The 24,136-nt window shown below is 64.1% G+C and carries 24 protein-coding genes; 17 read left to right on the forward strand and 7 right to left on the reverse strand.

Translation table 11 applies throughout. The features are described 5' to 3' along the window. Positions 1-775: 775 nt before the first annotated feature. Together KIO74_RS03175 and ruvX are read right to left on the reverse strand one after the other, a co-directional pair. Positions 776-1,051, reverse strand: coding sequence for a hypothetical protein (locus tag KIO74_RS03175; protein ID WP_213330436.1), 276 nt, complete (start codon positions 1,049-1,051; stop codon positions 776-778). A gap of 179 nt (positions 1,052-1,230) precedes the next feature. Continuing rightward, complete coding sequence (ruvX, locus tag KIO74_RS03180) at positions 1,231-1,728, reverse strand: Holliday junction resolvase RuvX (RefSeq protein ID WP_213330438.1); 498 nt, start codon at positions 1,726-1,728, stop codon at positions 1,231-1,233. A 184-nt stretch (positions 1,729-1,912) separates the two neighbouring features. Here ruvX and KIO74_RS03185 point away from each other — a divergent pair, with 184 nt between their 5' ends. From KIO74_RS03185 to KIO74_RS03220, 8 genes are all read left to right on the forward strand, one after another. Next, positions 1,913-2,455, forward strand: a complete 543-nt coding sequence (locus KIO74_RS03185) for an MOSC domain-containing protein (protein ID WP_213330440.1) — start codon at positions 1,913-1,915, stop codon at positions 2,453-2,455. 155 nt (positions 2,456-2,610) lie between these two features. Then, positions 2,611-3,309, forward strand: coding sequence for a metal-dependent hydrolase (locus KIO74_RS03190; RefSeq protein WP_213330442.1), 699 nt, complete (start codon positions 2,611-2,613; stop codon positions 3,307-3,309). A 230-nt stretch (positions 3,310-3,539) separates the two neighbouring features. Next, the gene (locus tag KIO74_RS03195) at positions 3,540-4,049 is read left to right on the forward strand and encodes a hypothetical protein (protein WP_213330444.1); all 510 of its coding nucleotides are present in this window, start codon (positions 3,540-3,542) and stop codon (positions 4,047-4,049) included. Between the two features lie 131 nt (positions 4,050-4,180). Further along, the gene (gatC, locus tag KIO74_RS03200; protein WP_213330446.1) at positions 4,181-4,468 is read left to right on the forward strand and encodes an Asp-tRNA(Asn)/Glu-tRNA(Gln) amidotransferase subunit GatC; all 288 of its coding nucleotides are present in this window, start codon (positions 4,181-4,183) and stop codon (positions 4,466-4,468) included. A 104-nt stretch (positions 4,469-4,572) separates the two neighbouring features. After that, positions 4,573-6,054 (forward strand): Asp-tRNA(Asn)/Glu-tRNA(Gln) amidotransferase subunit GatA, encoded by a 1,482-nt coding sequence (gatA, locus tag KIO74_RS03205; protein ID WP_213330448.1) that lies wholly within the window; start codon positions 4,573-4,575, stop codon positions 6,052-6,054. A 32-nt stretch (positions 6,055-6,086) separates the two neighbouring features. Next, on the forward strand, positions 6,087-6,392 hold the full coding sequence (locus KIO74_RS03210) for a chorismate mutase (RefSeq protein WP_249731140.1): 306 nt from the start codon (positions 6,087-6,089) through the stop codon (positions 6,390-6,392). A gap of 93 nt (positions 6,393-6,485) precedes the next feature. Continuing rightward, the gene (gatB, locus tag KIO74_RS03215) at positions 6,486-7,982 is read left to right on the forward strand and encodes an Asp-tRNA(Asn)/Glu-tRNA(Gln) amidotransferase subunit GatB (protein ID WP_213330452.1); all 1,497 of its coding nucleotides are present in this window, start codon (positions 6,486-6,488) and stop codon (positions 7,980-7,982) included. A gap of 61 nt (positions 7,983-8,043) precedes the next feature. Beyond that, positions 8,044-8,535 (forward strand): GNAT family N-acetyltransferase, encoded by a 492-nt coding sequence (locus KIO74_RS03220; RefSeq protein WP_213330454.1) that lies wholly within the window; start codon positions 8,044-8,046, stop codon positions 8,533-8,535. Positions 8,536-8,576: 41 nt separating this feature from the next. Here KIO74_RS03220 and KIO74_RS03225 read toward each other — a convergent pair whose 3' ends face one another. Both KIO74_RS03225 and KIO74_RS03230 read right to left on the reverse strand, forming a co-directional pair. Then, positions 8,577-9,374 carry a class I SAM-dependent methyltransferase gene (locus KIO74_RS03225; protein ID WP_213330456.1) on the reverse strand — a complete coding sequence of 266 codons (798 nt, stop codon included), beginning with the start codon at positions 9,372-9,374 and terminating at the stop codon, positions 8,577-8,579. A gap of 250 nt (positions 9,375-9,624) precedes the next feature. Continuing rightward, positions 9,625-9,963 carry a hypothetical protein gene (locus KIO74_RS03230; RefSeq protein ID WP_213330458.1) on the reverse strand — a complete coding sequence of 113 codons (339 nt, stop codon included), beginning with the start codon at positions 9,961-9,963 and terminating at the stop codon, positions 9,625-9,627. Between the two features lie 227 nt (positions 9,964-10,190). Between KIO74_RS03230 and KIO74_RS03235 the strand changes: the two genes are divergently transcribed. From KIO74_RS03235 to KIO74_RS03245, 3 genes are all read left to right on the forward strand, one after another. Then, on the forward strand, positions 10,191-10,856 hold the full coding sequence (locus KIO74_RS03235; RefSeq protein WP_213330460.1) for a glutathione binding-like protein: 666 nt from the start codon (positions 10,191-10,193) through the stop codon (positions 10,854-10,856). A gap of 173 nt (positions 10,857-11,029) precedes the next feature. Beyond that, a complete protein-coding gene (gene ndk / locus KIO74_RS03240) occupies positions 11,030-11,452 on the forward strand; it encodes a nucleoside-diphosphate kinase (RefSeq protein WP_213330462.1) in 423 nt (140 codons plus the stop codon). A gap of 234 nt (positions 11,453-11,686) precedes the next feature. Further along, positions 11,687-12,034, forward strand: a complete 348-nt coding sequence (locus KIO74_RS03245) for a hypothetical protein (RefSeq protein ID WP_213330469.1) — start codon at positions 11,687-11,689, stop codon at positions 12,032-12,034. Positions 12,035-12,082: 48 nt separating this feature from the next. Here KIO74_RS03245 and purN read toward each other — a convergent pair whose 3' ends face one another. Together purN and purM are read right to left on the reverse strand one after the other, a co-directional pair. Further along, a complete protein-coding gene (gene purN / locus KIO74_RS03250) occupies positions 12,083-12,754 on the reverse strand; it encodes a phosphoribosylglycinamide formyltransferase (RefSeq protein ID WP_213330471.1) in 672 nt (223 codons plus the stop codon). Between the two features lie 292 nt (positions 12,755-13,046). Continuing rightward, positions 13,047-14,138 carry a phosphoribosylformylglycinamidine cyclo-ligase gene (gene purM / locus KIO74_RS03255; protein ID WP_213330473.1) on the reverse strand — a complete coding sequence of 364 codons (1,092 nt, stop codon included), beginning with the start codon at positions 14,136-14,138 and terminating at the stop codon, positions 13,047-13,049. Positions 14,139-14,382: 244 nt separating this feature from the next. Here purM and KIO74_RS03260 point away from each other — a divergent pair, with 244 nt between their 5' ends. The 5 genes from KIO74_RS03260 (at position 14,383) to KIO74_RS03280 (ending at position 20,950) form a co-directional block, all read left to right on the forward strand. Next, positions 14,383-14,913: a CDP-alcohol phosphatidyltransferase family protein gene (locus KIO74_RS03260; RefSeq protein WP_213330475.1), complete on the forward strand. Its 531-nt coding sequence runs from the start codon at positions 14,383-14,385 to the stop codon at positions 14,911-14,913. Positions 14,914-14,940: 27 nt separating this feature from the next. Beyond that, the gene (locus KIO74_RS03265) at positions 14,941-16,125 is read left to right on the forward strand and encodes an AI-2E family transporter (RefSeq protein ID WP_213334002.1); all 1,185 of its coding nucleotides are present in this window, start codon (positions 14,941-14,943) and stop codon (positions 16,123-16,125) included. Further along, the gene (locus tag KIO74_RS03270) at positions 16,118-16,798 is read left to right on the forward strand and encodes a P-loop NTPase family protein (RefSeq protein ID WP_213330477.1); all 681 of its coding nucleotides are present in this window, start codon (positions 16,118-16,120) and stop codon (positions 16,796-16,798) included. The genes KIO74_RS03265 and KIO74_RS03270 overlap by 8 nt, the downstream gene beginning before the upstream one ends. A 491-nt stretch (positions 16,799-17,289) precedes the next feature. Continuing rightward, positions 17,290-19,443, forward strand: a complete 2,154-nt coding sequence (locus tag KIO74_RS03275) for an RNA degradosome polyphosphate kinase (protein ID WP_249731141.1) — start codon at positions 17,290-17,292, stop codon at positions 19,441-19,443. After that, positions 19,433-20,950: a Ppx/GppA family phosphatase gene (locus tag KIO74_RS03280; protein WP_291979999.1), complete on the forward strand. Its 1,518-nt coding sequence runs from the start codon at positions 19,433-19,435 to the stop codon at positions 20,948-20,950. Before KIO74_RS03275 ends, KIO74_RS03280 begins: the two co-directional genes overlap by 11 nt. Before the next feature lie 70 nt (positions 20,951-21,020). Here the strand turns inward: KIO74_RS03280 and rnd are convergent, their stop codons facing one another. Then, positions 21,021-22,166: a ribonuclease D gene (gene rnd / locus KIO74_RS03285; protein WP_213330479.1), complete on the reverse strand. Its 1,146-nt coding sequence runs from the start codon at positions 22,164-22,166 to the stop codon at positions 21,021-21,023. A 131-nt stretch (positions 22,167-22,297) separates the two neighbouring features. Between rnd and aspS the strand changes: the two genes are divergently transcribed. Beyond that, positions 22,298-24,073: an aspartate--tRNA ligase gene (gene aspS / locus KIO74_RS03290; RefSeq protein ID WP_213330481.1), complete on the forward strand. Its 1,776-nt coding sequence runs from the start codon at positions 22,298-22,300 to the stop codon at positions 24,071-24,073. Positions 24,074-24,136 lie beyond the last annotated feature (63 nt).

Below are 24,136 nucleotides of genomic sequence, written 5' to 3' on the forward strand. Positions count from 1 at the left end.
TATTGATGGGGTCCATGGCGCCAAAAGTCCTTGTGTTTGGAGGAAGCCGTGCGCTTGGCGGCTTGCCGCTGTTCCGCGTGCACCCGGCCAATTTGCGCTGTGCTCAGCGCCGATGGCGAAAGCAAATGGGGCGTGCCTAAAGATGCCAAGGCCGCGCCAAGGGGCGTGTGCATCTTCAGGCCATGGCGACCTGGCAGCTCCGCCGACCAGGATCAATCGACACTCGAGAATTGCCGAGGAGATACCGTTGTCGTCACCGGGTTTGTCCCGAGGTCGGATTTATCTGATTTCGGCTAGAGCAATTGCGGCGAACTCCGGTTCACCGGAATTGCTCTAGGCCTTTGTCCTGAAGCATTTTCTTCACGCGAACCGGTTTCCACTTCGCTCGGAAATGCTCCAGTGATCCCGACCGGAAAGGCCCGCCAATCCACCGGGATGGCCGGGACAAGCCCGGCCATGACAGCTGAGAACACTGGATGTCGAACTGGTCCTAAAAAGGAGAGAGTGCCAAGCCTGATGGTTTCGTCACGGCGCCATGGTCTTATGCTCTGCATATGGCAGAGCGGGTGAGGGTGCTGCATATGCATCTGACAAAGGCTTAAGGTCGGTTCCCTCAGCGGTGGTGGTGTATCAAAGCCACGGAGTGCCGGTCGCGCGAAAATAAGAGCGCATCACGCAGCACTGACTTACAAGGCTGGATGATCCAAAAAATACCGCTCAATATTGTTTTCTGATCTGGCTATTGCGCGGATATTTCTTCAAGTCGATTTGCTTGCTATTTCTGTATCACTTGGTCGTGCGCTGTTAGCTGACCGGCCATCGGCGGGTGCTTGCGCCGGGCTGTCTTACGCGCTTCCTCACGGACCATTTCGAGAAAATAGGCAATCACGTCAAGCCGTGCGCTACGCGACATGGCTGCCATTTCGCCGGAAAGTTGCGCGATGTATTCAGCGACTTCGCTTGCGTTGGCAAATTTATCGGCGCTGTTCTCAAGAAGTCTGTATCGTGTATGGCTGCTTTTTGAAATGTCTTCATTGTTTCTGGCAAGCATAGTTGGATAATCCATCAATAGAAATGATATAAAATAGAATATTTAAAAGCTTAATCAAAATTGCATGGTAGTGATAAAAATACTTAGAAAAAGTAGTAGAGTTTCTAGCATGAGTACCTGCTTCCAGGCGAGCGGAAAATGCTAGTTCAGTGGGTCTGCGAGGCGGTTTTTTTTGGTCATCAGCCAAGCTCTGTGAGTTCGCGATTCTGGCGTGCGATTTCTGAAAGCCGGTCGAGCGCGCCCTGCAGAATGTAGCCCGCCGCGATCTTGTCGACGACCTCGGCCCGGCGGGCGCGTGAGGCATCGGCGGCGATCATCGCGCGATTGACGGCAACCGTGGTGAGGCGTTCGTCCCACAGGACGACGGGCAGGTCGAGATGCTTGTCGAGATTGCGGATGAAGGCGCGGGTCGCCTGAGCGCGTGGCCCCTCCGAGCCGTCCATGTTCAGGGGCAGGCCGATCACGAGGCCGGCGACGGCGTGGGACTGGCAAAGCGCGGTCAAACGCTCCGCATCCGCTGTGAACTTGACCCGGCGGATGGTCTCTAACGGCGTGGCGACGACCCGCTGCACGTCAGAGAGGGCGAGGCCGATGGTCTTGGTGCCGAGGTCCACGCCGATGAGGCGGGCGTTGCGCGGCAGGTCCACGAAATTTTCAATGGGTACGATCGTTGTCATGCTGCCATGTTAGCACGCTTGCCCTGATGGGCATGGGATGAGGGCGCTTTTATCCGCAAAGCGCTTCTTTCAGTCCCAGCGGGTTCGGTTCAAGAAACTCCTTGGGCTGATGAGCTTCATGGGCATACGAGCTTCTTGGGCATATGAGTTTCGTGGGAATGCGAGCGATACGGGGAGAGCGGATATGAGTGGTATTGTCGTTGCGGTCAGCCGCGCGGCGGGGCACGCTTTCAGCAAGGTCAACGAACAGGCGATCCGGCTTCTCGCGGGACAGGGTGTGGAGGGGGACGCCCACTGCGGCGCGACCGTGAAGCATCGGTCCCGCGTGAAGGTGGATCCCACCCAGCCCAATCTGCGCCAGGTCCATCTCATTCACAGCGAATTGTTCGACGAGCTGCGGCTCACCGGCTTCAGCGTCATCCCCGGCGCGATGGGGGAAAACATCACCACCCGTGACATCGATCTCCTGTCATTGCCGACGGGGGCGGTGCTGTCGATCGGCGATGAGGCTGCCGTTGAAATCACTGGGCTGCGCAATCCCTGCGGCCAGATCGACGATTTCCAGCCAGGCCTCCTGAAAGCGGTGCTCGGCCGAGACGCCAAGGGCGGTCTCGTCCGGAAGGCCGGCGTGATGGGCATCGTCCTGCGTGAGGGAATGGTGCGTCCGGACGATGTCATCTTGATCCATCTTCCGCCCGGTCCCCATCGCCCCTTGGAGCGGGTCTAGGGCGGGCCTGCCTGTCCCATCAGAAAGAGTGATGATCCGCCCGGCCGGTGCGGGCCGGCGGCTTCCCTCGTCAACCTGATCTGACCTATGGTCGGGACCTTTCGACCCCCTGGCGGCGCGCGGGCGCCCGCCGCTTCTGCGCAGAGGAGAGCACTATGAAGATTACCTGGTTCGGGCATTCCGCCTTCCGCCTCGACTTTGCCGACAAAGGGGTGCTGATCGATCCCTTCTTCACGGGGAACCCGGCATTTACCGCCGATGTGGCGAAGGCTTCCGAGGGTGTCAGCCACGTTCTCGTCACCCATGGGCATGCCGACCATGTCGGGGATACGCTGGCGATTGCCAAGGCCACGGGCGCGACCGTCGTCACCAACTTCGACCTTGGCATGTGGCTCGTGTCTCAGGGCCTCGAAAAGTTCGAACCGATGAACACGGGCGGTACGGTCGACGTGGGTGGCTTCCGTGTGAGCCTGGTGCGCGCCGACCATTCCGCCGGCCTTGGCGAGATGGGTGTGGAGCGCCCGCTCGGCAGCGCCAACGGGGTGATCGTCAAGGCGGATGGTGAGCCGACGGTTTATCACATGGGCGATACGGACATCTTCGGCGACATGGAGCTTATCGCCGAGGTCCACGAGCCCGAGATCGCGATGGTGCCGATCGGCGATCGCTTCACGATGAGCCCCCTGACCGCGGCGCTCGCCGTCCGTCGCTTCTTCAAGCTCAAGGCCGCGATCCCCTGCCATTACGGATCCTTCCCGATCATCGAGCAGAACGCTGACAAGTTTGTCGCTGCGATGCATGACCAGGACACGAAGGTGATCGTTCCCCACAAGAATGAAGCCTTCGTGGTTTGAGGCCGGCCGGCCGATGCCGGAGGGGGCTGCCGCAAGCCCCCTCAAAAATCCCGGCGCGGCAGGATCAAGCTGCATGGAAGTCGCTGTCCATAATAGATTGAGATCGAAGGCCTCGCGTGAGGCGCCTGTGGGTTGGCAAGGGCTCCATTAACCCTGTGGCCAGCCGGGAATCGCATCTGGCGGAATTTGGTGCGATAACGTCATTTACGATTTCTTTACCAAGGCGGTAAATGAGGCGTCCTCACCTTCATACCATTCCAGGCGGTTCGGGTCGCAGGAGCGCGGACAGCTCCGGCGGAGCGGATGCGCGCGCGATCGTAGTCGATGATGAAGAGCTGCGTGGGGGATGGGTCGCGGTCGAGATCGACCATCTGCCTTCCGCCCCTGTGGCCCGCTCCAAGATGCGTCTTGCCTGGCGGGTGCGGGGGCAAGCCGAGGGGCGCCTGGCCGCCCAGTTTCAATTGCCCGTGCCACAGGCCGCGGAGGCCGCTCCCCACGCACCTGAGCCGCCTTGCAGGTCCGCGACCGCGATCCCGCCCGATCGTATCGTGCGCGTCGGCCGTGAACTCGTGCCGGCACCCCGGGCAAGGGCCTGGGCCGACGCGGCGCGTCAACGTCAGCAGGAGCTGGATGCCGCAACGGCTGCCGATCAGCCGGAGACTGTCGCGCATGATGTGGAAGCTACCGGGCAGGCCGCCGCACCGGCGGCGAGCTTGCCTTCAGAGCTCGAGCGCGCCTGACGGCCGCGCCGCTCGCGGCTCTTCTGAAGGAATTGCGCCCGCCGCGCAGCCGGTTGCTGTCACGCGGGTTGCGGCGTGAAATGCCGGGGTGCTATAGCCGCATGATCTGAAACGAGATCCGGCTTGAGCTCATGTCCGTCGATGCCACCACCGTCCGCCGCATCGCGCATCTCGCGCGCATCGCTGTCACGGATGAGGATATCCCCCATCTCCAGGGCGAGTTGAATGCAATCCTCGCCTTCGTGGAGGAGCTCGACCAGGTCGATGTCACCGGCGTCGAGCCCATGACCTCCGTGACACCGATGGCCTTGGCGCAGCGCGAGGACGTCGTGAGCGACGGCGGCTATCCCGACCTCATCGTCGCCAACGCGCCGATGACGGAGGACCATTTCTTCATGGTGCCGAAAGTGGTGGAGTAGGCGAGCGTCAACCGGAACGCCGATGCCGGCTTTGCCAAACCACATCCTTCCAGTCGGCTCGTGAGATCCCGACATGATCTGCCCTATTTGAAACGAGAGCCCCAGTGACCGATCTGACGGACCTCACTCTCACCGAAGCGCGTGATGGCCTTGCGGCCAAGCGCTTTTCCGCGACGGAACTGACCAAGGCTCATATCGCGGCGGTCGAGGCGGCGCGGAGCTTGAATGCCTTTGTGCTGGAGACGCCGGAGCATGCGCTTGAGCAAGCGGCCGCCAGCGACGGGCGCATCGCGCGCGGCGAGGCGGGCCCGCTCGAGGGCATCCCGGTCGGCGTGAAGGATCTGTTCGCGACCAAGGGCGTGCGCACAACAGCCTGCTCGACAATTCTCGGCAATTTCGTGCCGCCCTATGAATCGACCGTGACGTCCCAGCTCTGGCGCGACGGCGCGGTCATGCTCGGCAAGCTCAACAACGACGAATTCGCCATGGGGTCTTCCAACGAGACCTCCAGCTTCGGGCCCGTGGTGAACCCCTGGCGGCGCGCGGGCTCGGACGCCAAGCTCGTTCCCGGCGGGTCCTCCGGCGGTTCGGCGGCGGCGGTCGCGGCGGGGCTATGCCTCGGCGCCACGGCGACCGATACCGGCGGCTCCATCCGCCAGCCGGCCGCCTTCACCGGCACCGTCGGCATCAAGCCGACTTATGGACGCTGCTCCCGCTGGGGCACGGTCGCTTTCGCCTCCTCGCTCGATCAGGCCGGGCCGATCGGCAAGTCCGTGCGCGACTGCGCGGCTCTCCTGAAGTCGATGTCGGGCCACGATCCGAAGGACTCGACCTCCGCGAACGTGCGCGTGCCGGACTTCGAGGCGGCGGTGGCGCGCGGGGTCAAGGGCCTGAAGATCGGCATTCCGAAGGAATATCGCGTCGAGGGCATGCCGGCCGAGATCGCCGATCTCTGGCAGGCCGGCCAGGACTGGCTGAAGAGCGAGGGCGCGACGATCGTCGATATCTCGCTGCCGCACACCAAATATGCGTTGCCCGCCTATTACATCGTGGCGCCGGCGGAGGCTTCCTCCAACCTCGCCCGCTATGACGGGGTGCGCTACGGCCTCAGGGTGCCCGGTCAGAACATCGTCGACATGTATGAGAAGACGCGTGCCGCCGGCTTCGGGTCGGAGGTGCGCCGCCGCATCATGATCGGCACCTATGTCCTGTCGGCCGGCTACTACGACGCCTATTATCTGCGCGCGCAGAAAATCCGCACGCTGATCAAGCGTGATTTCGAGACCGTGTTCCGCGAGGGCGTCGATGCCATCCTGACGCCGGCGACCCCGTCCGCGGCCTTCGGCCTCGGCGAGATGCAGACGGCCTCGCCGGTCGAGATGTATCTCAACGACGTCTTCACGGTGACCGTGAACATGGCCGGCCTGCCGGGCATCGCCGTGCCGGCCGGCGTCGACAGCCAGGGCCTCCCGCTCGGGCTCCAGCTCATCGGCCGGCCCTTCGACGAGGAGACCTTGTTCGCCACCGGACAGGCCATCGAGAACGCGGCCGGGCGGTTCACGCCGCCACAGGCCTGGTGGGCATGACTTCCCCGGTGGGTAGGACTTCCCCGGTGGGCATGACTTCGACCGTCGAAGCGCGGGCCGCGACGGCTCTCGCGCCGCTCAGGGCCGAGATCGACGCCGTCGACGTCGAGATCGCGGCGTTGCTCGCCAGGCGGATGGCGGTCGTCGAGCGTGTCATCGCGGTCAAGCGGGCGGCGGGGCTCCCCGCGCTGCTCAATGACCGGGTGGAAGAGGTGGCCGCGCATGTGCGCGGGCAGGCTCAGTCCAAGGGGGCGCCTCCAGACCTCGCCGAGACGGTATGGCGGGCTATGATGGATTGGATCATCGCCTACGAGGATCGCCGGCTCCGGGAGCCCTGAAGAGATGCCGATCCGCTTTCGTGCGGGCTTGACGGCACGGCAGCGGTACGCGAAGCCAAACACGCAGTATTTGATCAAGATGAGACTGACGCCATGAATGCGCACACGCGGCCTGCCGATCCGGCCAAGCTCATCAAAGGGGCGACCGGCGATTGGGAAATCATCATCGGCATGGAGATCCATGCCCAGGTGTCGTCCAATTCGAAGCTGTTCTCGGGTGCCTCGACGGAGTTCGGCGGCGAGCCCAATGACCATGTGTCGCTCGTCGATGCGGCGATGCCGGGCATGCTGCCGGTGATCAATGCCGAATGCGTGGCGCAGGCGGTGCGCAGCGGCCTCGGGCTCAAGGCCCAGATCAACCTCGTCTCGGTGTTCGACCGGAAGAACTATTTCTATCCGGACCTGCCGCAGGGCTACCAGATCAGCCAGTTCAAAAGCCCGATCGTCGGCGAAGGCGAGGTGATCGTCGACATGCTGGACGGCTCGCGCTTCACCGTGGGCATCGAGCGCCTGCATCTGGAGCAGGACGCCGGCAAGTCCTTGCACGACCAGCACCCCACCATGAGCTTCGTCGACCTCAACCGGTCGGGCGTCGCGCTTATGGAGATCGTCTCGCGCCCGGACCTCCGCTCCGCTGACGAGGCCAAGGCCTATGTGACCAAGCTGCGCACGATCCTGCGCTACCTCGGCACTTGCGACGGCGACATGGAGAAGGGCTCGCTGCGCGCGGACGTCAATGTCTCGGTGCGCCGTCCCGGCGAGCCGCTCGGCACGCGCTGTGAGATCAAGAACGTCAATTCCATCCGCTTCATCGGCCAGGCCATCGAGTACGAAGCCCGCCGGCAGGTCGACATCCTCGAGGATGGCGGCACGATCGACCAGGAAACGCGCCTGTTCGATGCCGGCAAGGGCGAGACGCGGTCCATGCGCTCGAAGGAAGAAGCGCATGACTACCGCTATTTTCCGGATCCCGACCTCCTGCCGCTCGAACTGGAGGAGGCGTTCGTCGAGGAATTGAAGCGCGGCCTGCCGGAACTGCCGGATGAGAAGAAGGCGCGCTTCGTCGAAAGCTTCGGCCTGTCGTCCTATGACGCGGCGGTGCTGGTAGCCGAGCGGGACACTGCCGATTTCTTCGAGGCCGTCGTCGCGAAGCCCGATGGCGGCAGCCGTGACGGCAAGGCGGCGGCGAACTGGGTGATCAACGAGCTTTTTGGCAGGCTCAACAAGGAAGGCGTGTCGGTCACCGCTTCGCCGGTGTCGGCAGCCCAGCTCGGCGCGATCGTCGATCTCATCGGCGAGGAGGTCATTTCCGGCAAGATCGCCAAGGATCTCTTCGAGATCGTCTGGAGCGAGGGCGGAGATCCGCGCCAGATCGTCGATGACCGCGGCATGAAACAGGTCACCGATACGGGCGCGATCGAACAGGCGATCGACGCCATCATCGCCGCCAATCCCGACAAGGTCGAGCAGGTCAAGGCGAAGCCCACCATGCTTGGCTGGTTTGTCGGCCAGGTGATGAAGTCGACCGGCGGCAAGGCCAATCCCCAGGCGGTCAACGGACTGCTGAAGTCCAAGCTTGGTATCGAGTGATTTGATACCTCGCCATTCGATACCTGGCCGCTCGATATCTGGCGATGTCGCATCGCGTGATGTGTCGGAACCGGGTGCCGCCTCCCTGCGTCCCGCGCGCGACAGCGACGCCCAGGATCTCTTCGGCCTGATCGCGCTCTGCTTCGCGGACTATCCGGGTTGCTATGTGGATCCGCACGAGGATCTGCCGGACCTGCGGGCGCCGGGCCGCTCCTACGCGGGGGAGGGATGCGGCTTCTGGGTCGTCGAGGACAGCCGCGGGCGCGTCGGGGCCTCGATCGCGCTGGATCATCCTGAACCCGGCATTGCTGAACTGCACCGCCTCTATGTCCGGCCGGATCTGCGCCAGCGCGGTCTCGCGGCACGCCTCGTCGCCCATGCCGAGGACCATGCGCGCCACCATGGGGCAAGGGAGGTTCTGGCCTGGTCCGATACCCGCTTCCTCGGCGCTCACCGGCTCTATCGCCGGCTCGGCTATAGCCAGGGCGCGGAGATCCGGGCGTTTGGCGACATCTCCCATTCGCGCGAATATCGCTTTGACAAGATGCTGTGACGCCGGTGGGCGCAGGCGCTTCAAGCCGGCCGGAAAACGCTCTATCCCCGTCGCGCGATCAGCGCCTTGACCTCGACGATTTCCTCGAACTGACCTGAGGGTGACAGAGCGGCGAGTTCGCGGCGCAGGTCCTCTTCAAAGGCGTCCTTGCTCGCGCCGAGCGCCTTCGGCGACGTCACCGACATGGAGAATGTCCGTCCGATGATGGCGTCGATGTCGAGCGTCTGTCTGAACAGGACGCTGTGGCGTTCGAGATGCCGGAATGGCGAAGCGAGCAGCACGGCTTCATGCGGCAGGCGCGCGGGACTGCGCCGCGCCTCTCGCTGCCGCGCTTCCTCGGGCGCGTAGCGCGTTGCGAGCGGGTCAAGCACAGCCTTGCGCCAAGCTTGACCGGGGTAGGGGATCTGGCCGTCGCTGAACAGGGCGACGGCGCCGCCGTCCGGGATCATGCGGTCGAGGCTCGCGAGTGTCGCTTCCCTATCCATCCAATGGAACGAGCGCCCCATGGTGACGAGCTGATAGCGGCCACCGAGGCGGTCGAGATCGAAGGACGATCCTTGCGTGAAAGTGACGGAAACGCCGGCTTTCTCGGCGGCATCCCGTGCCGCCTCGAGCATCGTGGGCTCCGGATCGATGGCGGTGACCTTGTGTCCGAGGCGCGCGAAGGCGATCGCGAGGAAGCCAGGCCCGGTGCCGAGATCGAGAACGGACGCGCCAGCAGCCAGCTGAAGATGGTTGGACACAAAACTGATGAGTTCGGCGGGATAATGCACGCGATAGCGTGCGTAGAATGGCACCGTCGTCCGAAAACGGTGAGGATTGAAGACCGGGTTGTTCATCGCCGCGCCTATCCGTTGAGGTTGCCGTCCGGGTCGCGGACGACGCTAACGTCGGCCCATGCCATGAGGGTGACAGCACGGCGGGAGCATCTCAAGGCAAATGAGGGAGAGATGGTGGCGCGGCGACGCGGAAGCCTCGACGCGCCGCGTTCCGTCACTCGGACACAAAGCGATCGCTTCGTGTTGCGCGGTGATTTTCCATCATGCCTCGGGTTCAAGGCCCGAGGCATGATGATTGACTGTCTCGCAATCAGTGTTGCTTCAGACACTCACTGGAGAACTGACGCCACGTCTTGCCACCTGTGGCGTTGGCCGTCTTGGCTTTTTGCCATTGGGCGCCGCAATCCTTCATCCGGGCGCGTGCCGCGAGCTGCGCCTCGGTTGGCGGCTTCTTTGCGGCAGGGGCGGCGGTCGTGGGCTTTGCGGCGGCTGTCGAGGCCGAGGGCGCCGCTGGCTTGGGCTTTGCGGGTGCCGTGCTCTGGGCGGCGGCTGGCGGGTTCTGCGGCTGCGACGTTTGGGCGCTGGCAGGAAGGGTGATGGCCGCGATAGCGGCAACTGCGGCAATGGAACTGACAATTGGCTTAAACATCGTTATTTCCTCGCAATAAGCGCGCTGAGGCGGCTGTTCAGGTTACCCCCAATGCACCGCCGGCAGGTTGCGCCCCGCTATCTGAACAGCAATTGAACGCAACGGGGCAACTCATGTTAATGCTTGTGGCGCGATTGTGCGCTATCCCACTTGGTATCGTTTCGCGATGGGCATAAGTTTTTCCATGGTGCTGTCGCGGGTGGGACAGCAGGCCGGATGGAGCTTCCATGAGCGACCCTAAACCGATCGAGGTCTTTTATTGGCCGACACCAAACGGCTGGAAGATTACGATCATGCTGGAGGAATGTGGGCTTCCCTATGTGGTCCACCCCGTTCACATCGGCAAAGGCGAGCAATTTCGGGAAGAATTTCTGGCGATCGCGCCTAACAACAAAATCCCCGCGATCGTGGATCCGGATGGGCCAGGTGGCGAGCCCATATCGATCTTCGAATCCGGCGCGATCCTGCGTTATCTCGGCGACAAGAGCGGCCAGTTCTATCCACGCGACGAACGCCAGCGTGTGGCCGTTGACGAGTGGTTGTTCTGGCAGGTCGCGGGCCTTGGACCCATGGCGGGGCAGGCCCACCATTTCCGTATCTATGCTCCCGAGAAGATCCCTTATGCGATCGACCGCTTCACGGCTGAGGTCGAACGGCTCTACACGGTCCTTGACCGTCGCCTGTCGCAGCATGCCTATCTTGCCGGCGAGGATTACACGATAGCCGACATCGCAAGTTTCGGCTGGGTCAAGCTGTGGGACCGTCAGGGCGTGGATATCGAGCGTTTCCCCGCGATCAAGCGCTGGCTGATGGCCATCAAAGCGCGTCCGGCCGTGCAACGGGCGCTGGCTATCGGCGCCGATGGCCGCAAGCGAGGCGATCACGAGGGCTGAACGGGCTCACCAACCGGCCTGTGTCCGCACGATGCCATGAAGACCGTCCTACGATGAAGACCGTCCTTCCGCGAGATCGTCTCGCGACGAAGATCGTCCTGCCAGCTTGTTTCGGCGGCTTTGCCTCGTTATAAGCCGCGCCATCGCTGCAACGCACAACCGATGATGAAACAATGGCCCTTGAGCGCACTTTCTCTATTCTGAAACCCGATGCGACCGCCCGCAACCTGACGGGCGCCGTCAACGCTGTCATCGAGGCCGCCGGCCTGCGGATCGTCGCCCAGCGCCGCATCCAGATGACCACGAAGCAGGCCGAGACCTTCTACGCGGTCCACAGCGAGCGTCCCTTCTTCGGTGAACTCGTCTCCTTCATGACCTCCGGCCCTGTGGTCGTTCAGGTGCTGGAAGGCGAGAACGCCATCGCCAAGTACCGCGAAGTCATGGGCGCCACCAATCCGGCCAACGCCGCCGAGGGCACCGTCCGCAAGCAGTTCGCGCTCTCCGTGGGCGAGAACACCGTGCATGGCTCCGACGCGCCCGAGACGGCCGCCGTCGAGATCGCGCAGTTCTTCTCCGGCAACGACATCGTCGGCTGATACTCAGGCTTTCTATCTCAGGCGCTTGCCTCAAGCCTTGTGGTCCGCGGCTTTACCGAGGCGCGGACCTTTGCCTTTTCAGCGGGGGTTATTCCAGCTGGTGGGCTTCTCAGATCCGGGGATAGCGGCGCAGGGGCTGTATCGCCGGGCAAATTCTCATCAACTTTTTTAAGTTACGCTTGCGGTCGTCGCCGGGAGCTCTGGCTTGCCGCTTCAAGGACGAGGGTGAGGATCATGATCCGTGTCTTGACCATTGCGGTGGTCTGCAGCGCGATGTCGTTGGCCGCGGTTGTCTCCGCGACAGCCGGTGGCAGGCCGCCCGCGGGCACCGCGGCGAGCTATGCCAACATGTCCGATGACGAAATTCGCACGTCGATCCTTGATGCCTGCGTCGTGACGCAGTGGCAGACCGCGACTTCGCAACGCGACAACTATGCCGACCGCTGCGGTTGCTACGCAAGGCGGGTCACGGCGGGCATGTCGCCGGACGAGTTCAACGCCTTCCGTCGTACCGGCTATTTCAGCGACGTGACGCGTCCCAAGGCCGAAGCCGCGCTGGCGGCTTGTAACGTCAGGCGCTGAGGGAGGACGGGGCGTCGGAGACGGCGCGCCTGGGGGCAGCGCATTCCGCTAAGCCGGGACCACAAGCACGGCGTCCGGCCGTGTCGTATCGCCGGTCAGCACCACGCGGCCATCGACAAGTTTTGCTCGTCCTGATGCCACCCGCGCCAGGGCTGCCGGATAGATCACATGTTCTTGAACAAGCACGCGCCCGGCCAGCGTCTGCGCGGTGTCGCCTTCGAGGATCGGCACGGCCGCCTGGGCGATGACGGGGCCGTCATCCAGTTCCGGCGTCACGAAATGGACGGTGCAGCCGTGCAGGCGGACGTTCGCGGCGAGTGCCCGCGCATGGGTATCGAGCCCACGGAACGCCGGCAGCAGGGACGGATGGATGTTGATGAGGCGTCCGGCCCAGCGGGTGACGAACCAGGGCGTCAGTACCCTGAGGAAGCCGGCGAGGCAGACGAGCTCCACCCCATGCTCGACCAGCACGGCATCGATCGCGCGCTCGAAGGCCTCGCGATTGCCGTTGAAGGGCTTGTGGTCGACCACCGCTGTCGCGATCCCGGCTTCACCCGCATAAGCGAGCCCCGCCGCGTCGGCGCGATTGGAAAGCACCAGAGCAATGTCCGCCGGAAAGTCGGGCGCGCGGGCGGCCTCGACCAGCGCCGTCATGTTGGAGCCGCGACCGGAGATGAAGACGGCTGTCCTGAGGCGGGAGGGCGTTGACGGCTCAGTCATTTTTGACGTCATGGTCTTTCGATCCTGGAGCCAGTCGGTCGGTCGCCGACTTGCTCCGCTTGTGGGAACCGCACTCGCGGTCAAGCACTCTAAACCTCTGTGGTGTCATTCCGGGCGGGGCCCCGGCCTTGCGCCCGGAATCGAGAACCGCTGTGGCTTTGAAGGCGAACGAGGCGCCGATCGCGCTTCTTGCGGACAGGGCATCGGTTCTGGATTCCGGGCTCTCCGCTGAAGCGAAGCGCCGGAATGACGGGGACGCTTCGACAGGACCAAGGCGACCGCTGTCCAAGCCCTAGCGCCCGTGCCGCAGGCTGCCAGTTGTCGTCACACGCGCCGCGTCCTCACTGGCCGGGATGATCTCGCCAAGCACGAAAGGCGCCTCACCCTGGCGGGAGAGGGAGGCGAGCGCCTCCTCCTTCGCCTCAGCCGGGACGACGACGATCATTCCGACGCCGCAGTTGAAAGTGCGCAGCATTTCCGCTTCCGCGATCCCGCCCTCCGCCGCCAGCCAGCCGAACACGGGGGGCACTCTGATCGCGTCAAGGTCGAGCCGCGCGGCGACACCATCCGGCAGCACACGCGGGATGTTATCGGGGAAGCCGCCGCCGGTGATATGGGCGAGCGCCCTGATCGCGTCCGTTTCCTTCAGCGCGGCGATCAGGCTCTTCACATAGATGCGGGTTGGCGTCAGCAGGGCTTCGCCCAGGCTTTTGCCCGGAGCGAAAGGCGCCTCGGCGTCGAAGCCAAGGCCGCTCAGCGAGACGACCTTGCGCACCAGCGAGAAACCATTGGAATGCACGCCCGAGGAGGCAAGCCCGATGATGACATCACCGGGCGTCACGTCACCGCGCGGCAGGAGCCGTCCCCGCTCGGCGGCGCCGACGGCGAACCCGGCGAGATCGTAGTCCGTGCCGGAATAGACGCCAGGCATTTCCGCCGTCTCGCCGCCGATCAGCGCGCAGCCGGCCTGCCGGCAGCCCTCGGCGATGCCCGCGACGATCGCCGTGCCGACAGCCGGCTCAAGACGGCCGGTGGCATAATAGTCGAGGAAGAAAAGCGGCTCGGCGCCCTGCACGACGAGGTCATTGACGCACATGGCGACCAGGTCGATGCCGACGGTGTCGTTGATGCCGGTCTCGATGGCGATTTTCACCTTGGTGCCGACGCCATCGTTGGCGGCGACCAGGATGGGATCCTTGAAGCCGGCCGCCTTCAGATCAAAGAGACCGCCGAAGCCGCCGATCTCGCCGTCCGCGCCAGGGCGGCGGGTGGAGCGCACCAGCGGCTTGATCGCCTCGACCATGGCGTTGCCGGCGTCGATGTCGACGCCTGCCTCGGCATAGGTCAATCCGTTCTTCGACCGGTTTTCGGGCGGCTGGGGCATGTCGGGCATCTCGCAACTCGGACGGAATTTCTCACGCGCCGGCGAGCAGCCGGCAGCATCCCTCGCGAGTACGACGCCAGCGCCCTCCACGCAAGGGGGCGCGGGAGCGATTGGTCGGGACGGTAACATGCCCGAACGCCGCGGAGACCCTCGCACTAGGCGGACTTGCACCTTAGATTACCAAATGAGGAGGGGCATGCCCTCCATAATCGTCCATCTCTGAGCGGATTTGACTGCATCTCTGATGACGTTGCCCAATATCATTACCATCGCGCGGCTGCTGCTTGTGCCAGTGGTCATCGCCATGATCGGCGCGGAGCGCTGGCAGTGGGCCTTCGCGCTGTTCGTCGTGGCCGGCGTGTCCGATGCCGTGGATGGGTTCATCGCGCGGCGCTTCGACATGAAGAGCGAGCTCGGTGCCTATATCGACGCGCTCGCGGACAAGGCGCTTCTCGTCTCAATCTATGTCGCCCTGGCGATCGGTGGGGTGTTGCCGGGCTGGCTCGCGATACTGGTCGTGTCGCGCGACGTAATGATCCTGATGGCGGTGATCGTATCCTGGCTCATGAGCCGGCCGGTCGAGATCAGGCCGCTCATCGTGAGCAAGCTGAATACGGGCATGCAAATCGCTCTGGCTGCTATTGTTCTCGGCTCGCTTGGCTTTGGATTAGACTGGGGACCGTTGATTGACATCGTGATGATCATCGTCGCCTGCTTGACGCTGGCGTCGGCGGGCGCCTATCTCGCGGTGTGGTCGCGGCATATGGCAAAGTAAGCTGCCGTCAACGGATATGGGTGCGTGATGAGCTTTCAGCGGCAGGTCGGCTTCTGGGTAACGGCGCTCGCTGTCGCCATTCTGGCGCTCATCCTGCTGCGGGGCATCCTGCTCCCCTTTGTCGCGGGTCTTGCGCTCGCCTATCTGCTCGATCCGCTCGCCCACCGTTTCGAACGGCTAGGCATCGGGCGGCTGCCGGCGACGATCGTGATACTCTGCCTTTTCGTGTTGTTCTTCATCCTCGGGTTGATGCTGGTCGTGCCGATCGCCGCCAACCAGCTCGCGGCTTTCGTCGCCAAGCTCCCGGCGACGGTAGGGCGTCTCCAGCAACTGGCCGTCGAGCACGGCGCGCCGATCATCGAGCGTTTCGGCGGGCCAGACGCGATCCGGGATGTGGAAAGCTCGCTCGGCAACATCATGAGCCAGGCGGCAAGCTGGTTCGGCACGTTCCTGCAGTCGCTTTGGTCCGGCGGTCAGGCTGTCGTCGGCATCTTCTCGCTGCTCGTCATCACGCCCGTCGTCGCCTTCTACCTTCTCGTCGACTGGGAGCATATGGTGAAGAAGGTCGACAGCTGGCTGCCCCGGCGCCATGTCGTCACGATCCGCCAACTGGCCAGGGAGATGGACCGGGCCATCGCCGGCTTTCTGCGTGGCCAGGCGCTCGTCTGCATCATTCTCGGCACATTCTATGCCGTCGGTCTTTCGCTTGTCGGCCTCAATTTCGGTGTCTTGATCGGCCTCGTCAGCGGCATCCTGACGTTCATTCCCTATGTCGGCTCGCTCACGGGGCTCGTCCTTTCCGGCGGGGTGGCGATCGTGCAGTTCTGGCCGGACTGGACGATGATCGCGGCAACCTTCGCGATCTTCTTCTTCGGCCAGTTCGTGGAGGGCAATATCCTGTCGCCGAAGCTCGTCGGTGATGCGGTCGGCGTGCATCCGGTGTGGCTGATGTTCGCGTTGCTGGCCTTCGGATCGCTGTTCGGCTTCCTCGGGCTTCTACTGGCGGTGCCCATCGCGGCGGCGATCGGCGTGCTGATGCGGTTCGCGCTGCGCCAGTATATGGACAGTCCGTTCTATGATTCGCGGCGGCTGGTTCTCTCGGCGGAACAGACGCGCGAGCTCCAGCAAGGACCGGTTCTGTCGGTGACAGCCCCCACCGATGGCCGGAAGAAGGCCATCAAACCTCCCAAGAGTTCAGACCCGGATGTTTGAGACACCGCGCCAACTGCCGCTGGATTTGCCTGTCGAGCCGCGGCAGGGCGTCGAAGACTTCCTGGTCGGCCCCGCGAATGCCGCGGCTTATGGCCTTGTCGAAGCATGGCCGCATTGGCCGGACCCGATCGTGCTGCTTGTCGGGCCGGAGGGCTCGGGCAAGAGCCATCTTGCGGCGATATGGCGTGAGCGTAGTGGGGCTACGCTCCTTTCGTCGAGCGGGCTCGACGAAAGGAGCCTTGAAGAGACGTTGCTTGTCGCCGACCCGCATGCTGTCCTCGTGGAGGATTGCGACCAGGGTCCGCTCGACGAGCACGCGCTGTTCCATCTCCTCAATGTCATGCGTACGCGCGGGCATGCCCTGCTCACCGCCCGCAGCCTGCCGGGCGCCTGGGGATTAGCTGTGCCCGACCTTCTCTCCCGCCTGCGCCTGGCCACGCTTGCTGAAATGGGCTCCCCCGACGATGCGTTGCTGCGCGCCGTGCTTGTGAAGCTGATCGTGGACAGGCAGCTCATCGTCGACGCGGGGGTGATCGAAACGCTGCTGACGCGGATGGAACGGTCTTTCGCCGCCGCGCAAAAGATCGTCGCCGCACTCGACCACGAGGCGCTCAGCCGGGGGCGCAGGATCACACGGGTGATGGCCAACGCGGTTCTGCAGGATATGACCTGATGCGAAAGTCTCCACCGCTTGGGAACCTGCCAGGCAATAAAAAGCGAAGGCGCGCACGGACAGTGCGTCCCGAAGCGGCGTCAGGGCAGACTGGGGCGAATGAGGCTTCCCGCCCCAAACCGCCGCCTCAGGGCGGAGAGGGGCGTCCACAAACCGAAAGGCCGGTCAAGGCGCGTTCGCGCAAAGGGGCGGCGCCCCTCAAGCCAGTCACGAGCCGTAAGTCCAGCGCGGCTCGCCCATCCGGTCGCCCGCAGCCAGACGTGTCGGATCCAGTTACCTTGGATTCAAATGTCTTGGAAACGTCGCGTAGTCTTGGGACAATCGCTTCCAAAATGCGCGTGGAGTCCGTGGAGGCGATGGTGAGCGTCGAGTCAGAATACAAGCCAGGTCAGGCCAACGCCGCTGGTGCCGGTGATACGGTCGACAAGTCGATCCTGGACAAGGCGATTCTGGAGACGCCAGCTGGCGAGGCTGTTGGCAGGAAAAGTGGAATGACGTCCGCAAGCGATCTCCGCTATTCGCCCGCCCGCTTCATCAATCGCGAACTGTCGTGGCTGCAGTTCAACCGCCGCGTGCTCGAAGAGGCCTCCAACCCCAGCCACCCGCTGCTCGAGCGGCTGCGCTTCCTGTCGATCTCGGCAAACAATCTCGACGAGTTTTTCATGGTTCGCGTGGCGGGCCTGCGCGGTCAGGTTCGCTCGGGCGTCCAGATGGCGTCGCAGGACGGCCTGACCCCGGCCGAGCAGCTCGCGCAGATCGGCAATGAGGTCTCGTCTCTCGCCAACGACCAGCAGCAGCGGTGGCGAGAGCTGCGTGACGATCTCCTGTTGAACGGGATTATCCTTGTCGACGGCGAGAACCTGACCAAGGCCGAGTGGGCCTGGCTCGGGGATTACTTCCTCGACCACGTTTTTCCGATCCTGACGCCCCTTGCCGTCGATCCGGCTCATCCGTTCCCGTTCATTCCGAATCTCGGCTTCTCGATCGCCTTGTCCTTGTTCAGGCAGAGCGACAATCGGGCCCTCAACGCGTTGATCCGCGTGCCGAACAAGGTCGAGCGCTTCGTCCGGCTGCCGGATTTCGCGGAGACGGGCGCCGCGCGCTTCGTCACGCTCGAGCAATTGATCGTCATGTTCACGTCGCGGCTTTTCCCGGGTTACACGGTGACGGGCGGTGGCGGCTTCCGGGTCATCCGCGACAGTGACATCGAGGTCGAGGAGGAGGCGGAAGATCTTGTCCGCCTGTTCGAGACGGCGCTGAAGCAGCGTCGGCGCGGCAGCGTCATCCGTCTGGAGATCGATTCGACGATGCCCGATTCGTTGCGGGCCTTCGTCGTGAAGGAGCTTAAGCTAGAACAGGACGCCGTCTTCTTGGTGGAGGGCATGCCGGCGCTGAACGAGTTGAGCCAGCTCGTCTCGCTCGATCGGCCCGATCTGAAGTTCAAGCCCTACAATCCGCGCTTTCCAGAGCGTATCCGCGAGCACGGCGGTGATTGCTTCGCGGCGATCCGCGAGAAGGACATCGTCGTCCATCACCCCTACGAGTCCTTCGACGTTGTGGTGCAGTTCCTGCATCAGGCCGCGCGTGATCCCGACGTCGTCGCCATCAAGCAGACGCTTTATCGGACGTCCTCCAACTCGCCGATCGTCAAGGCGCTCGCCGAGGCGGCCGAGGCGGGCAAGTCGGTGACGGCGCTCGTCGAACTCAAGGCGCGCTTCGATGAAGAGGCCAACATCCGCTGGGCGCGTGATCTCGAGCGGGCCGGCGTGCAGGTCGTGTTCGGCTTCATCGAGCTGAAGACCCACGCCAAGCTTTCTTCCGTGGTCCGGCGCGAGGGCAACCAGCTTGTGACCTACTGCCATGTCGGCACGGGCAACTATCACCCCGTGACGGCCCGCATCTACACGGACCTGTCGTTCTTCACCGCCGATCCCGTCATCGCGCGTGATGTGGGGCGCATCTTCAACTACATCACCGGCTATGCGGAGCCGGCCGGCCTTGAGCGCATGGCCGTGTCCCCGGTGACGCTGAAGCCACGCATCCTGCAGCACATCGCCGAGGAGATCGAGCACGCCAAAGCCGGGCGTCCGGCCGCGATATGGTGCAAGTGCAATTCGCTGGTCGACCCGGTGATCATCGATGCCCTCTACGAGGCGAGTTCCGCCGGCGTGCAGATCGATCTCGTGGTGCGCGGCATCTGCTGCCTGCGGCCGGGATTGAAGGGCCTGTCTGAGAACATCCGGGTGAAATCGATTGTGGGCCGCTTCCTCGAGCACAGCCGAATCTACGCTTTTGGCAACGGCCATGGGTTGCCGCATCCGCAGGCGCACTTGTATGTATCGTCTGCGGACCTGATGCCGCGCAACCTCGATCGGCGAGTCGAATGCCTATGCCCGATAACGAACGAGACGGTGCATCAACAGATTCTCGACCAGATCCTCTTGGCCAATCTGCTCGATAACGAGCAGAGCTGGACCATTCTGCCGGATGGGACCAGTCAGCGCGTGAAGCCAGCGGCGAATGAGCTGCAGTTCAACGCCCACCAGTATTTCATGACGAACCCGAGCTTATCCGGACGTGGAAAATCCCTCAAAGACTCCCGCCCACGGACTCTCGCCAAGAAATCCGGCCGAGGTGACCGCTGACCGAGCGATCGCGACCGGCTTGCGCAAGGCACTGCAGCCGGTCGCCATCGTCGACATCGGCTCCAACTCAGTCCGTCTCGTTGCCTATGACGGTCTGACCCCGGCGCCAACGCCCCTCTTCAACGAGAAGGTGCTGTGTGGCCTTGGTTACAATGTCGCGCTGACCGGCAAGCTCGATGAAAGCGCCATGACCAAGGCGCTGAGATCGCTCCGCCGCTTCCGGGTGATCTGCGAGCACATGCAGATTTCATCTGTCCACGTGCTGGCCACGGCGGCGGCGCGCGATGCGACCAACGGTCCCGCCTTTCTCGCGGCGGCCGAGGAAGCCATCGGGCGTTCGGTCGAGCTCCTGTCGGGGCGCGAGGAAGCGGAGCTCTCCGCCTATGGCGTCATCTCCAGTTTTCACAGGCCGGATGGTGTCGTCGGCGACCTTGGCGGCGGCAGCCTTGAGCTCATCAACGTCAAGGGCAGGGCACTGGCGGATGGCATGACCCTGCCGATCGGCGGCCTTAACCTGCGCGACGTGTCCGGCGGCTCCGTCCGCAAGGCCAAGAAAGTCGTGCGACAGGCGCTGCAGACCGCCGGGCCGCTGGATGGGCTGCGCGGCCGCTCCTTTTACGCCGTCGGCGGGACGTGGCGGGCGCTGGCGCGCCTCCACATGGGGCAGAAGGGCTATCCCCTGCATGTGCTGCACGGCTATACGCTGACAGCTGGCGAGGCGATCGAATTCGCCAAGATCATCGAGCGCACGGGCGTCGAGGCCCTGAGCGATATCGACGCGGTCTCCGATGCCCGCCAGCCGCTCCTTGCCTATGGCGCGCTTGTGCTTGAGGAAATCGTGCGGCGAGGCAAGCCGAAGGAGATCGTGATTTCGGCGGCCGGGGTGCGCGAGGGGGTGCTCCACACCCGCCTCGACGCCGATAGCCGCGTTGTCGATCCCCTCCTTTATGCCGCCCGTGAGATCAACTGCCTGCGTTCGCGGTCCCCGGCCCATGCGGAAGAGCTGATCATCTGGACCGACCGATTGATGAAGTCGCTCCACATCGACGAAACGCCGGACGAAAAGCGTCTGCGGCATGCGGCGTGCCTTCTGTCTGATATCAGCTGGCGCTCTCACCCGGACTATCGCGGGGACCAGAGCATGGATGCCATATCCCAGGCTGCTTTCGTCGGCATCGATCATCCCGGCCGCGCCTATATCGCGCTCGCCGTCGCGCTGCGCCATATCGGTCTGTCCGTCGATTTCGGTTTTCGTCTGCGCGAACTGATGACCGCGCGGCTCATGGACCGCGCCCGTATCCTGGCCGGCGCCATGCGGATCGCCTACATAGCCTCGGCCGCCATGCCGGGCACATTGCCGCGGATGCCGCTCACCTTCAGCCACCAGAAGCTGCAGTTGCATGTCCCGGCGGATCTGATGGATCTCGCCAATGAAAAGCTGCAAGGCCGCGTCAAGCAGCTCGCACGGCTGATCGGCTGCCAGCCCACGGTGGTGATCGGGAAATAGGAGAAGGGACCGCAACAGTCCGCCAGCCCGCGTCGACCCCTTCCCCGAGGGGAAGGGATCCTGACCGGCGTCAGCGCTCGAAGGTGACCACGCGGCCACGCTCGATGGAGAGCGCCAGCCGACCGTGTTTCAGAGCGATGGCCCGCTCGCCGAACAGTTCGTAGCGCCAGCCGCGCAGGCTGGGGACGTCGGCATGATCGTTGCTGGCGATCGCCTCCAGATCATCGACCGTGGCCAGGATCTTCGGCGCGACGCGCTCGTTCTCCGCCACGGCCTTCAGAAGCACCTTCAGCATTTCGAGCACGGCGCCATTGGTGGCCTTGCCGCGCGGCTTCTCCAGCGACGGTATCGTCTTGGGATCGCGCGCCAGACCACGCTCAATGGCGGCGAGAACATCCGTGCCGCCGCGCGAACGCTCGAAGCCGTTGGGGACGGAGCGCAGGTGGCCCAGCGCCTCCGCCGAGCGTGGCGCATGGGTCGCGATGTCGATCAGACTGTCGTCCTTCATGACACGCGAGCGCGGCACGTCCCGGGTCTGGGCTTCCTGCTCGCGCCAGGCCGCCACCTCCATCAGGACGGCGAGGTCCCGCGCCTTCTTCACCCGGCCGCGCAGCCGCATCCAGGCATTCTCCGGCTTCATTTCGTAGGTTGCCGGCGAGGTCAGCACCGCCATTTCCTCCTCGACCCAGCTTTCGCGGCCGGTCTTCGCCAGTTCGTCGGCGAGGGAGAGATAGAGCGTGCGCAGATGGGTGACGTCGGACAGGGCATAGGCGAGCTGTTGCTCGCTGAGCGGCCTGTGCGACCAGTCGGTGAAGCGCGAGGTCTTGTCGATGCGCGCCTTGGCGATGTCGTTGGCGAGCTGCTCGTAGGAGACCGAATCGCCATAGCCGCAGACCATGGCCGCGACCTGGGTGTCGAACAGAGGGCAGGGAATGACGCCGCCCTTCTGCCAGATGATTTCCACATCCTGGCGCGCGGAATGGAAGACCTTCACGGTCGTCTGATCCGCCATCAGCGCGAAGAAGGGGGAGAGGTCGAGCTCCGGCGCCAGAGGGTCGACCAGGATGGCTTCCTCGGGGCTCGCCAGCTGGATCAGGCATAGCTTCGAGTAAAAGGTCGTCTCCCGCAGGAACTCGGTGTCCACGGTGACGAAGGGGTGCTGGCGGAGCCTGTCGCAGGCGGCCTGCAGCTTTTCTGTTGAGTCGATCAGATCCATGAAACCGCGCTATAACCGAGACCGGCGCATTTGTCGCGCTCATCCTTGACAAGAAGCGCATCTCATGGGTTTTTCCGGCCTTTGAAATCGCGGGGCCGCAGGAGCCCCGCTCATCCCTGGGCGGTCTCGCTATGCATCGCTATCGTTCTCATACCTGCGGCGCGCTCCGCGGGGCCGACATTGGTGAAAAGGTCCGTTTGTCGGGCTGGTGCCACCGCATCCGCGACCACGGCGGCGTGCTCTTCATCGATCTGCGTGACCATTATGGGCTGACGCAGGCCGTCATCGATCCGGATTCGCCGGCCTTCAAGGCGGCGGAAGCCCTGCGCGCCGAATGGGTGGTGCGGATCGACGGCCTCGTCCGCGCCCGTCCCGCCGGGACCGAGAATGCCGAGCTGCCGACTGGCGAGGTCGAGGTCTATGTCAGCGAGATCGAGGTTCTCGGCCCGGCCGCCGAACTGCCGCTGCAGGTCTTCGGCGACCAGGTGTTCCCCGAGGAGACGCGTCTCAAGTATCGCTTCCTCGACCTGCGCCGCGAGAAGCTGCACAAGAACATCATGACGCGCGGCGCCATCATCGACTCGATGCGTCGTCGCATGAAGGACCAGGGCTTCTTCGAGTTCCAGACGCCCATCCTGACGGCCTCCTCGCCGGAGGGCGCGCGTGACTTCCTGGTGCCCTCGCGGCTTCATCCCGGCAAGTTCTACGCCCTGCCGCAGGCGCCGCAGCAGTACAAGCAGCTCATCATGATGTCGGGCTTCGATCGCTACTTCCAGATCGCGCCCTGCTTCCGCGACGAGGACCCGCGCGCCGATCGCCTGCCGGGCGAGTTCTACCAGCTCGACCTTGAGATGAGCTTCGTCACGCAGGACGACGTGTTCGCGGCGATGGAGCCGGTGATCCGTGGCGTCTTCGAGGACTTCGCCGAAGGCAAGCCGGTGACCCAGAACTGGCCGCGCATTCCTTATGCCGACGCGATGCGCAAGTATGGCTCGGACAAGCCGGACCTGCGCAACCCGCTCGTCATGCAGGGCGTGTCCGAGCACTTCCGCGGCTCGGGCTTCAAGGTCTTCGCGCGCATGCTCGAGGACGAGAAGAACCAAGTCTGGGCTATCCCCGGTCCCGGCGGCGGCAGCCGCGCGTTCTGTGACCGCATGAACGCCTGGGCGCAGGGCGAGGGCCAGCCCGGCCTCGGCTATATCATGTGGCGCGAAGGCGGGGAGGGCGCGGGCCCCATCGCCAACAACATCGGCCCGGAGCGCACGGCTGCCATCAAGGCCCAACTCGGCCTGAAGGATGGCGATGCAGCCTTCTTCGTGGCCGGCGACCCGGCGAAGTTCGTCAAGTTCGCCGGAGCCGCGCGTACGAAGGTGGGCGAGGACCTCAACCTCGTGGACCACGATCGCTTCGAGCTCGCCTGGATCGTCGACTTCCCGATGTATGAGTGGAACGAGGACGAGAAGAAGGTCGACTTCTCGCACAACCCGTTCTCCATGCCTCAGGGCGGCCTGGAGGCCCTTCAGGGGCAGGATCCCCTGACCATCAAGGCATTCCAGTACGACATCGCCTGCAATGGCTATGAGATCGCCTCGGGCGGCATCCGCAACCATCGCCCCGACGCGATGGTCAAGGCCTTCGAGATCGCCGGCTATGGCGAGGAGACCGTGGTCGAGCGTTTCGGCGGCATGTACCGTGCCTTCCAGTACGGCGCGCCGCCCCATGGCGGCATGGCGGCGGGCGTCGACCGCATCGTCATGCTGTTGTGCGGCGTCACCAACCTGCGCGAGATCTCGCTGTTCCCGATGAACCAGCAGGCGCTGGATCTCACCATGGGCGCGCCGTCCGACGTGATGGCGAAGCAACTGCGGGAGCTCCATATCCGGCTCAATCTGCCGGACCAGAAGTGAGGGATCGATCCCTCCCTGTCCGGGGAGGGTGGACCCGCGCCGCGCTTGGGGACGGGTGGGAGA

This window comes from Chelatococcus sp. HY11 (assembly GCF_018398335.1).
In the GTDB taxonomy this organism is placed as follows: domain Bacteria; phylum Pseudomonadota; class Alphaproteobacteria; order Rhizobiales; family Beijerinckiaceae; genus Chelatococcus.

What these genes read in the sequence shown, in the direction of transcription:
- KIO74_RS03260 (WP_213330475.1), top strand. Translation starts at nt 14,383, where the DNA reads ATGACGTTGCCCAATATCATTACCATCGCGCGGCTGCTGCTTGTGCCA.
- rnd (WP_213330479.1), bottom strand. Translation starts at nt 22,166, where the DNA reads ATGGATCTGATCGACTCAACAGAAAAGCTGCAGGCCGCCTGCGACAGG.
- KIO74_RS03225 (WP_213330456.1), bottom strand. Translation starts at nt 9,374, where the DNA reads ATGAACAACCCGGTCTTCAATCCTCACCGTTTTCGGACGACGGTGCCA.
- gatC (WP_213330446.1), top strand. Translation starts at nt 4,181, where the DNA reads ATGTCCGTCGATGCCACCACCGTCCGCCGCATCGCGCATCTCGCGCGC.
- KIO74_RS03185 (WP_213330440.1), top strand. Translation starts at nt 1,913, where the DNA reads ATGAGTGGTATTGTCGTTGCGGTCAGCCGCGCGGCGGGGCACGCTTTC.
- purN (WP_213330471.1), bottom strand. Translation starts at nt 12,754, where the DNA reads ATGACTGAGCCGTCAACGCCCTCCCGCCTCAGGACAGCCGTCTTCATC.
- KIO74_RS03195 (WP_213330444.1), top strand. Translation starts at nt 3,540, where the DNA reads ATGAGGCGTCCTCACCTTCATACCATTCCAGGCGGTTCGGGTCGCAGG.
- KIO74_RS03270 (WP_213330477.1), top strand. Translation starts at nt 16,118, where the DNA reads ATGTTTGAGACACCGCGCCAACTGCCGCTGGATTTGCCTGTCGAGCCG.
- KIO74_RS03245 (WP_213330469.1), top strand. Translation starts at nt 11,687, where the DNA reads ATGATCCGTGTCTTGACCATTGCGGTGGTCTGCAGCGCGATGTCGTTG.
- ndk (WP_213330462.1), top strand. Translation starts at nt 11,030, where the DNA reads ATGGCCCTTGAGCGCACTTTCTCTATTCTGAAACCCGATGCGACCGCC.
- purM (WP_213330473.1), bottom strand. Translation starts at nt 14,138, where the DNA reads ATGCCCCAGCCGCCCGAAAACCGGTCGAAGAACGGATTGACCTATGCC.
- KIO74_RS03265 (WP_213334002.1), top strand. Translation starts at nt 14,941, where the DNA reads ATGAGCTTTCAGCGGCAGGTCGGCTTCTGGGTAACGGCGCTCGCTGTC.
- KIO74_RS03210 (WP_249731140.1), top strand. Translation starts at nt 6,087, where the DNA reads ATGACTTCGACCGTCGAAGCGCGGGCCGCGACGGCTCTCGCGCCGCTC.
- KIO74_RS03230 (WP_213330458.1), bottom strand. Translation starts at nt 9,963, where the DNA reads ATGTTTAAGCCAATTGTCAGTTCCATTGCCGCAGTTGCCGCTATCGCG.
- KIO74_RS03190 (WP_213330442.1), top strand. Translation starts at nt 2,611, where the DNA reads ATGAAGATTACCTGGTTCGGGCATTCCGCCTTCCGCCTCGACTTTGCC.
- ruvX (WP_213330438.1), bottom strand. Translation starts at nt 1,728, where the DNA reads ATGACAACGATCGTACCCATTGAAAATTTCGTGGACCTGCCGCGCAAC.
- aspS (WP_213330481.1), top strand. Translation starts at nt 22,298, where the DNA reads ATGCATCGCTATCGTTCTCATACCTGCGGCGCGCTCCGCGGGGCCGAC.
- KIO74_RS03175 (WP_213330436.1), bottom strand. Translation starts at nt 1,051, where the DNA reads ATGCTTGCCAGAAACAATGAAGACATTTCAAAAAGCAGCCATACACGA.
- KIO74_RS03235 (WP_213330460.1), top strand. Translation starts at nt 10,191, where the DNA reads ATGAGCGACCCTAAACCGATCGAGGTCTTTTATTGGCCGACACCAAAC.
- KIO74_RS03275 (WP_249731141.1), top strand. Translation starts at nt 17,290, where the DNA reads ATGACGTCCGCAAGCGATCTCCGCTATTCGCCCGCCCGCTTCATCAAT.
- gatB (WP_213330452.1), top strand. Translation starts at nt 6,486, where the DNA reads ATGAATGCGCACACGCGGCCTGCCGATCCGGCCAAGCTCATCAAAGGG.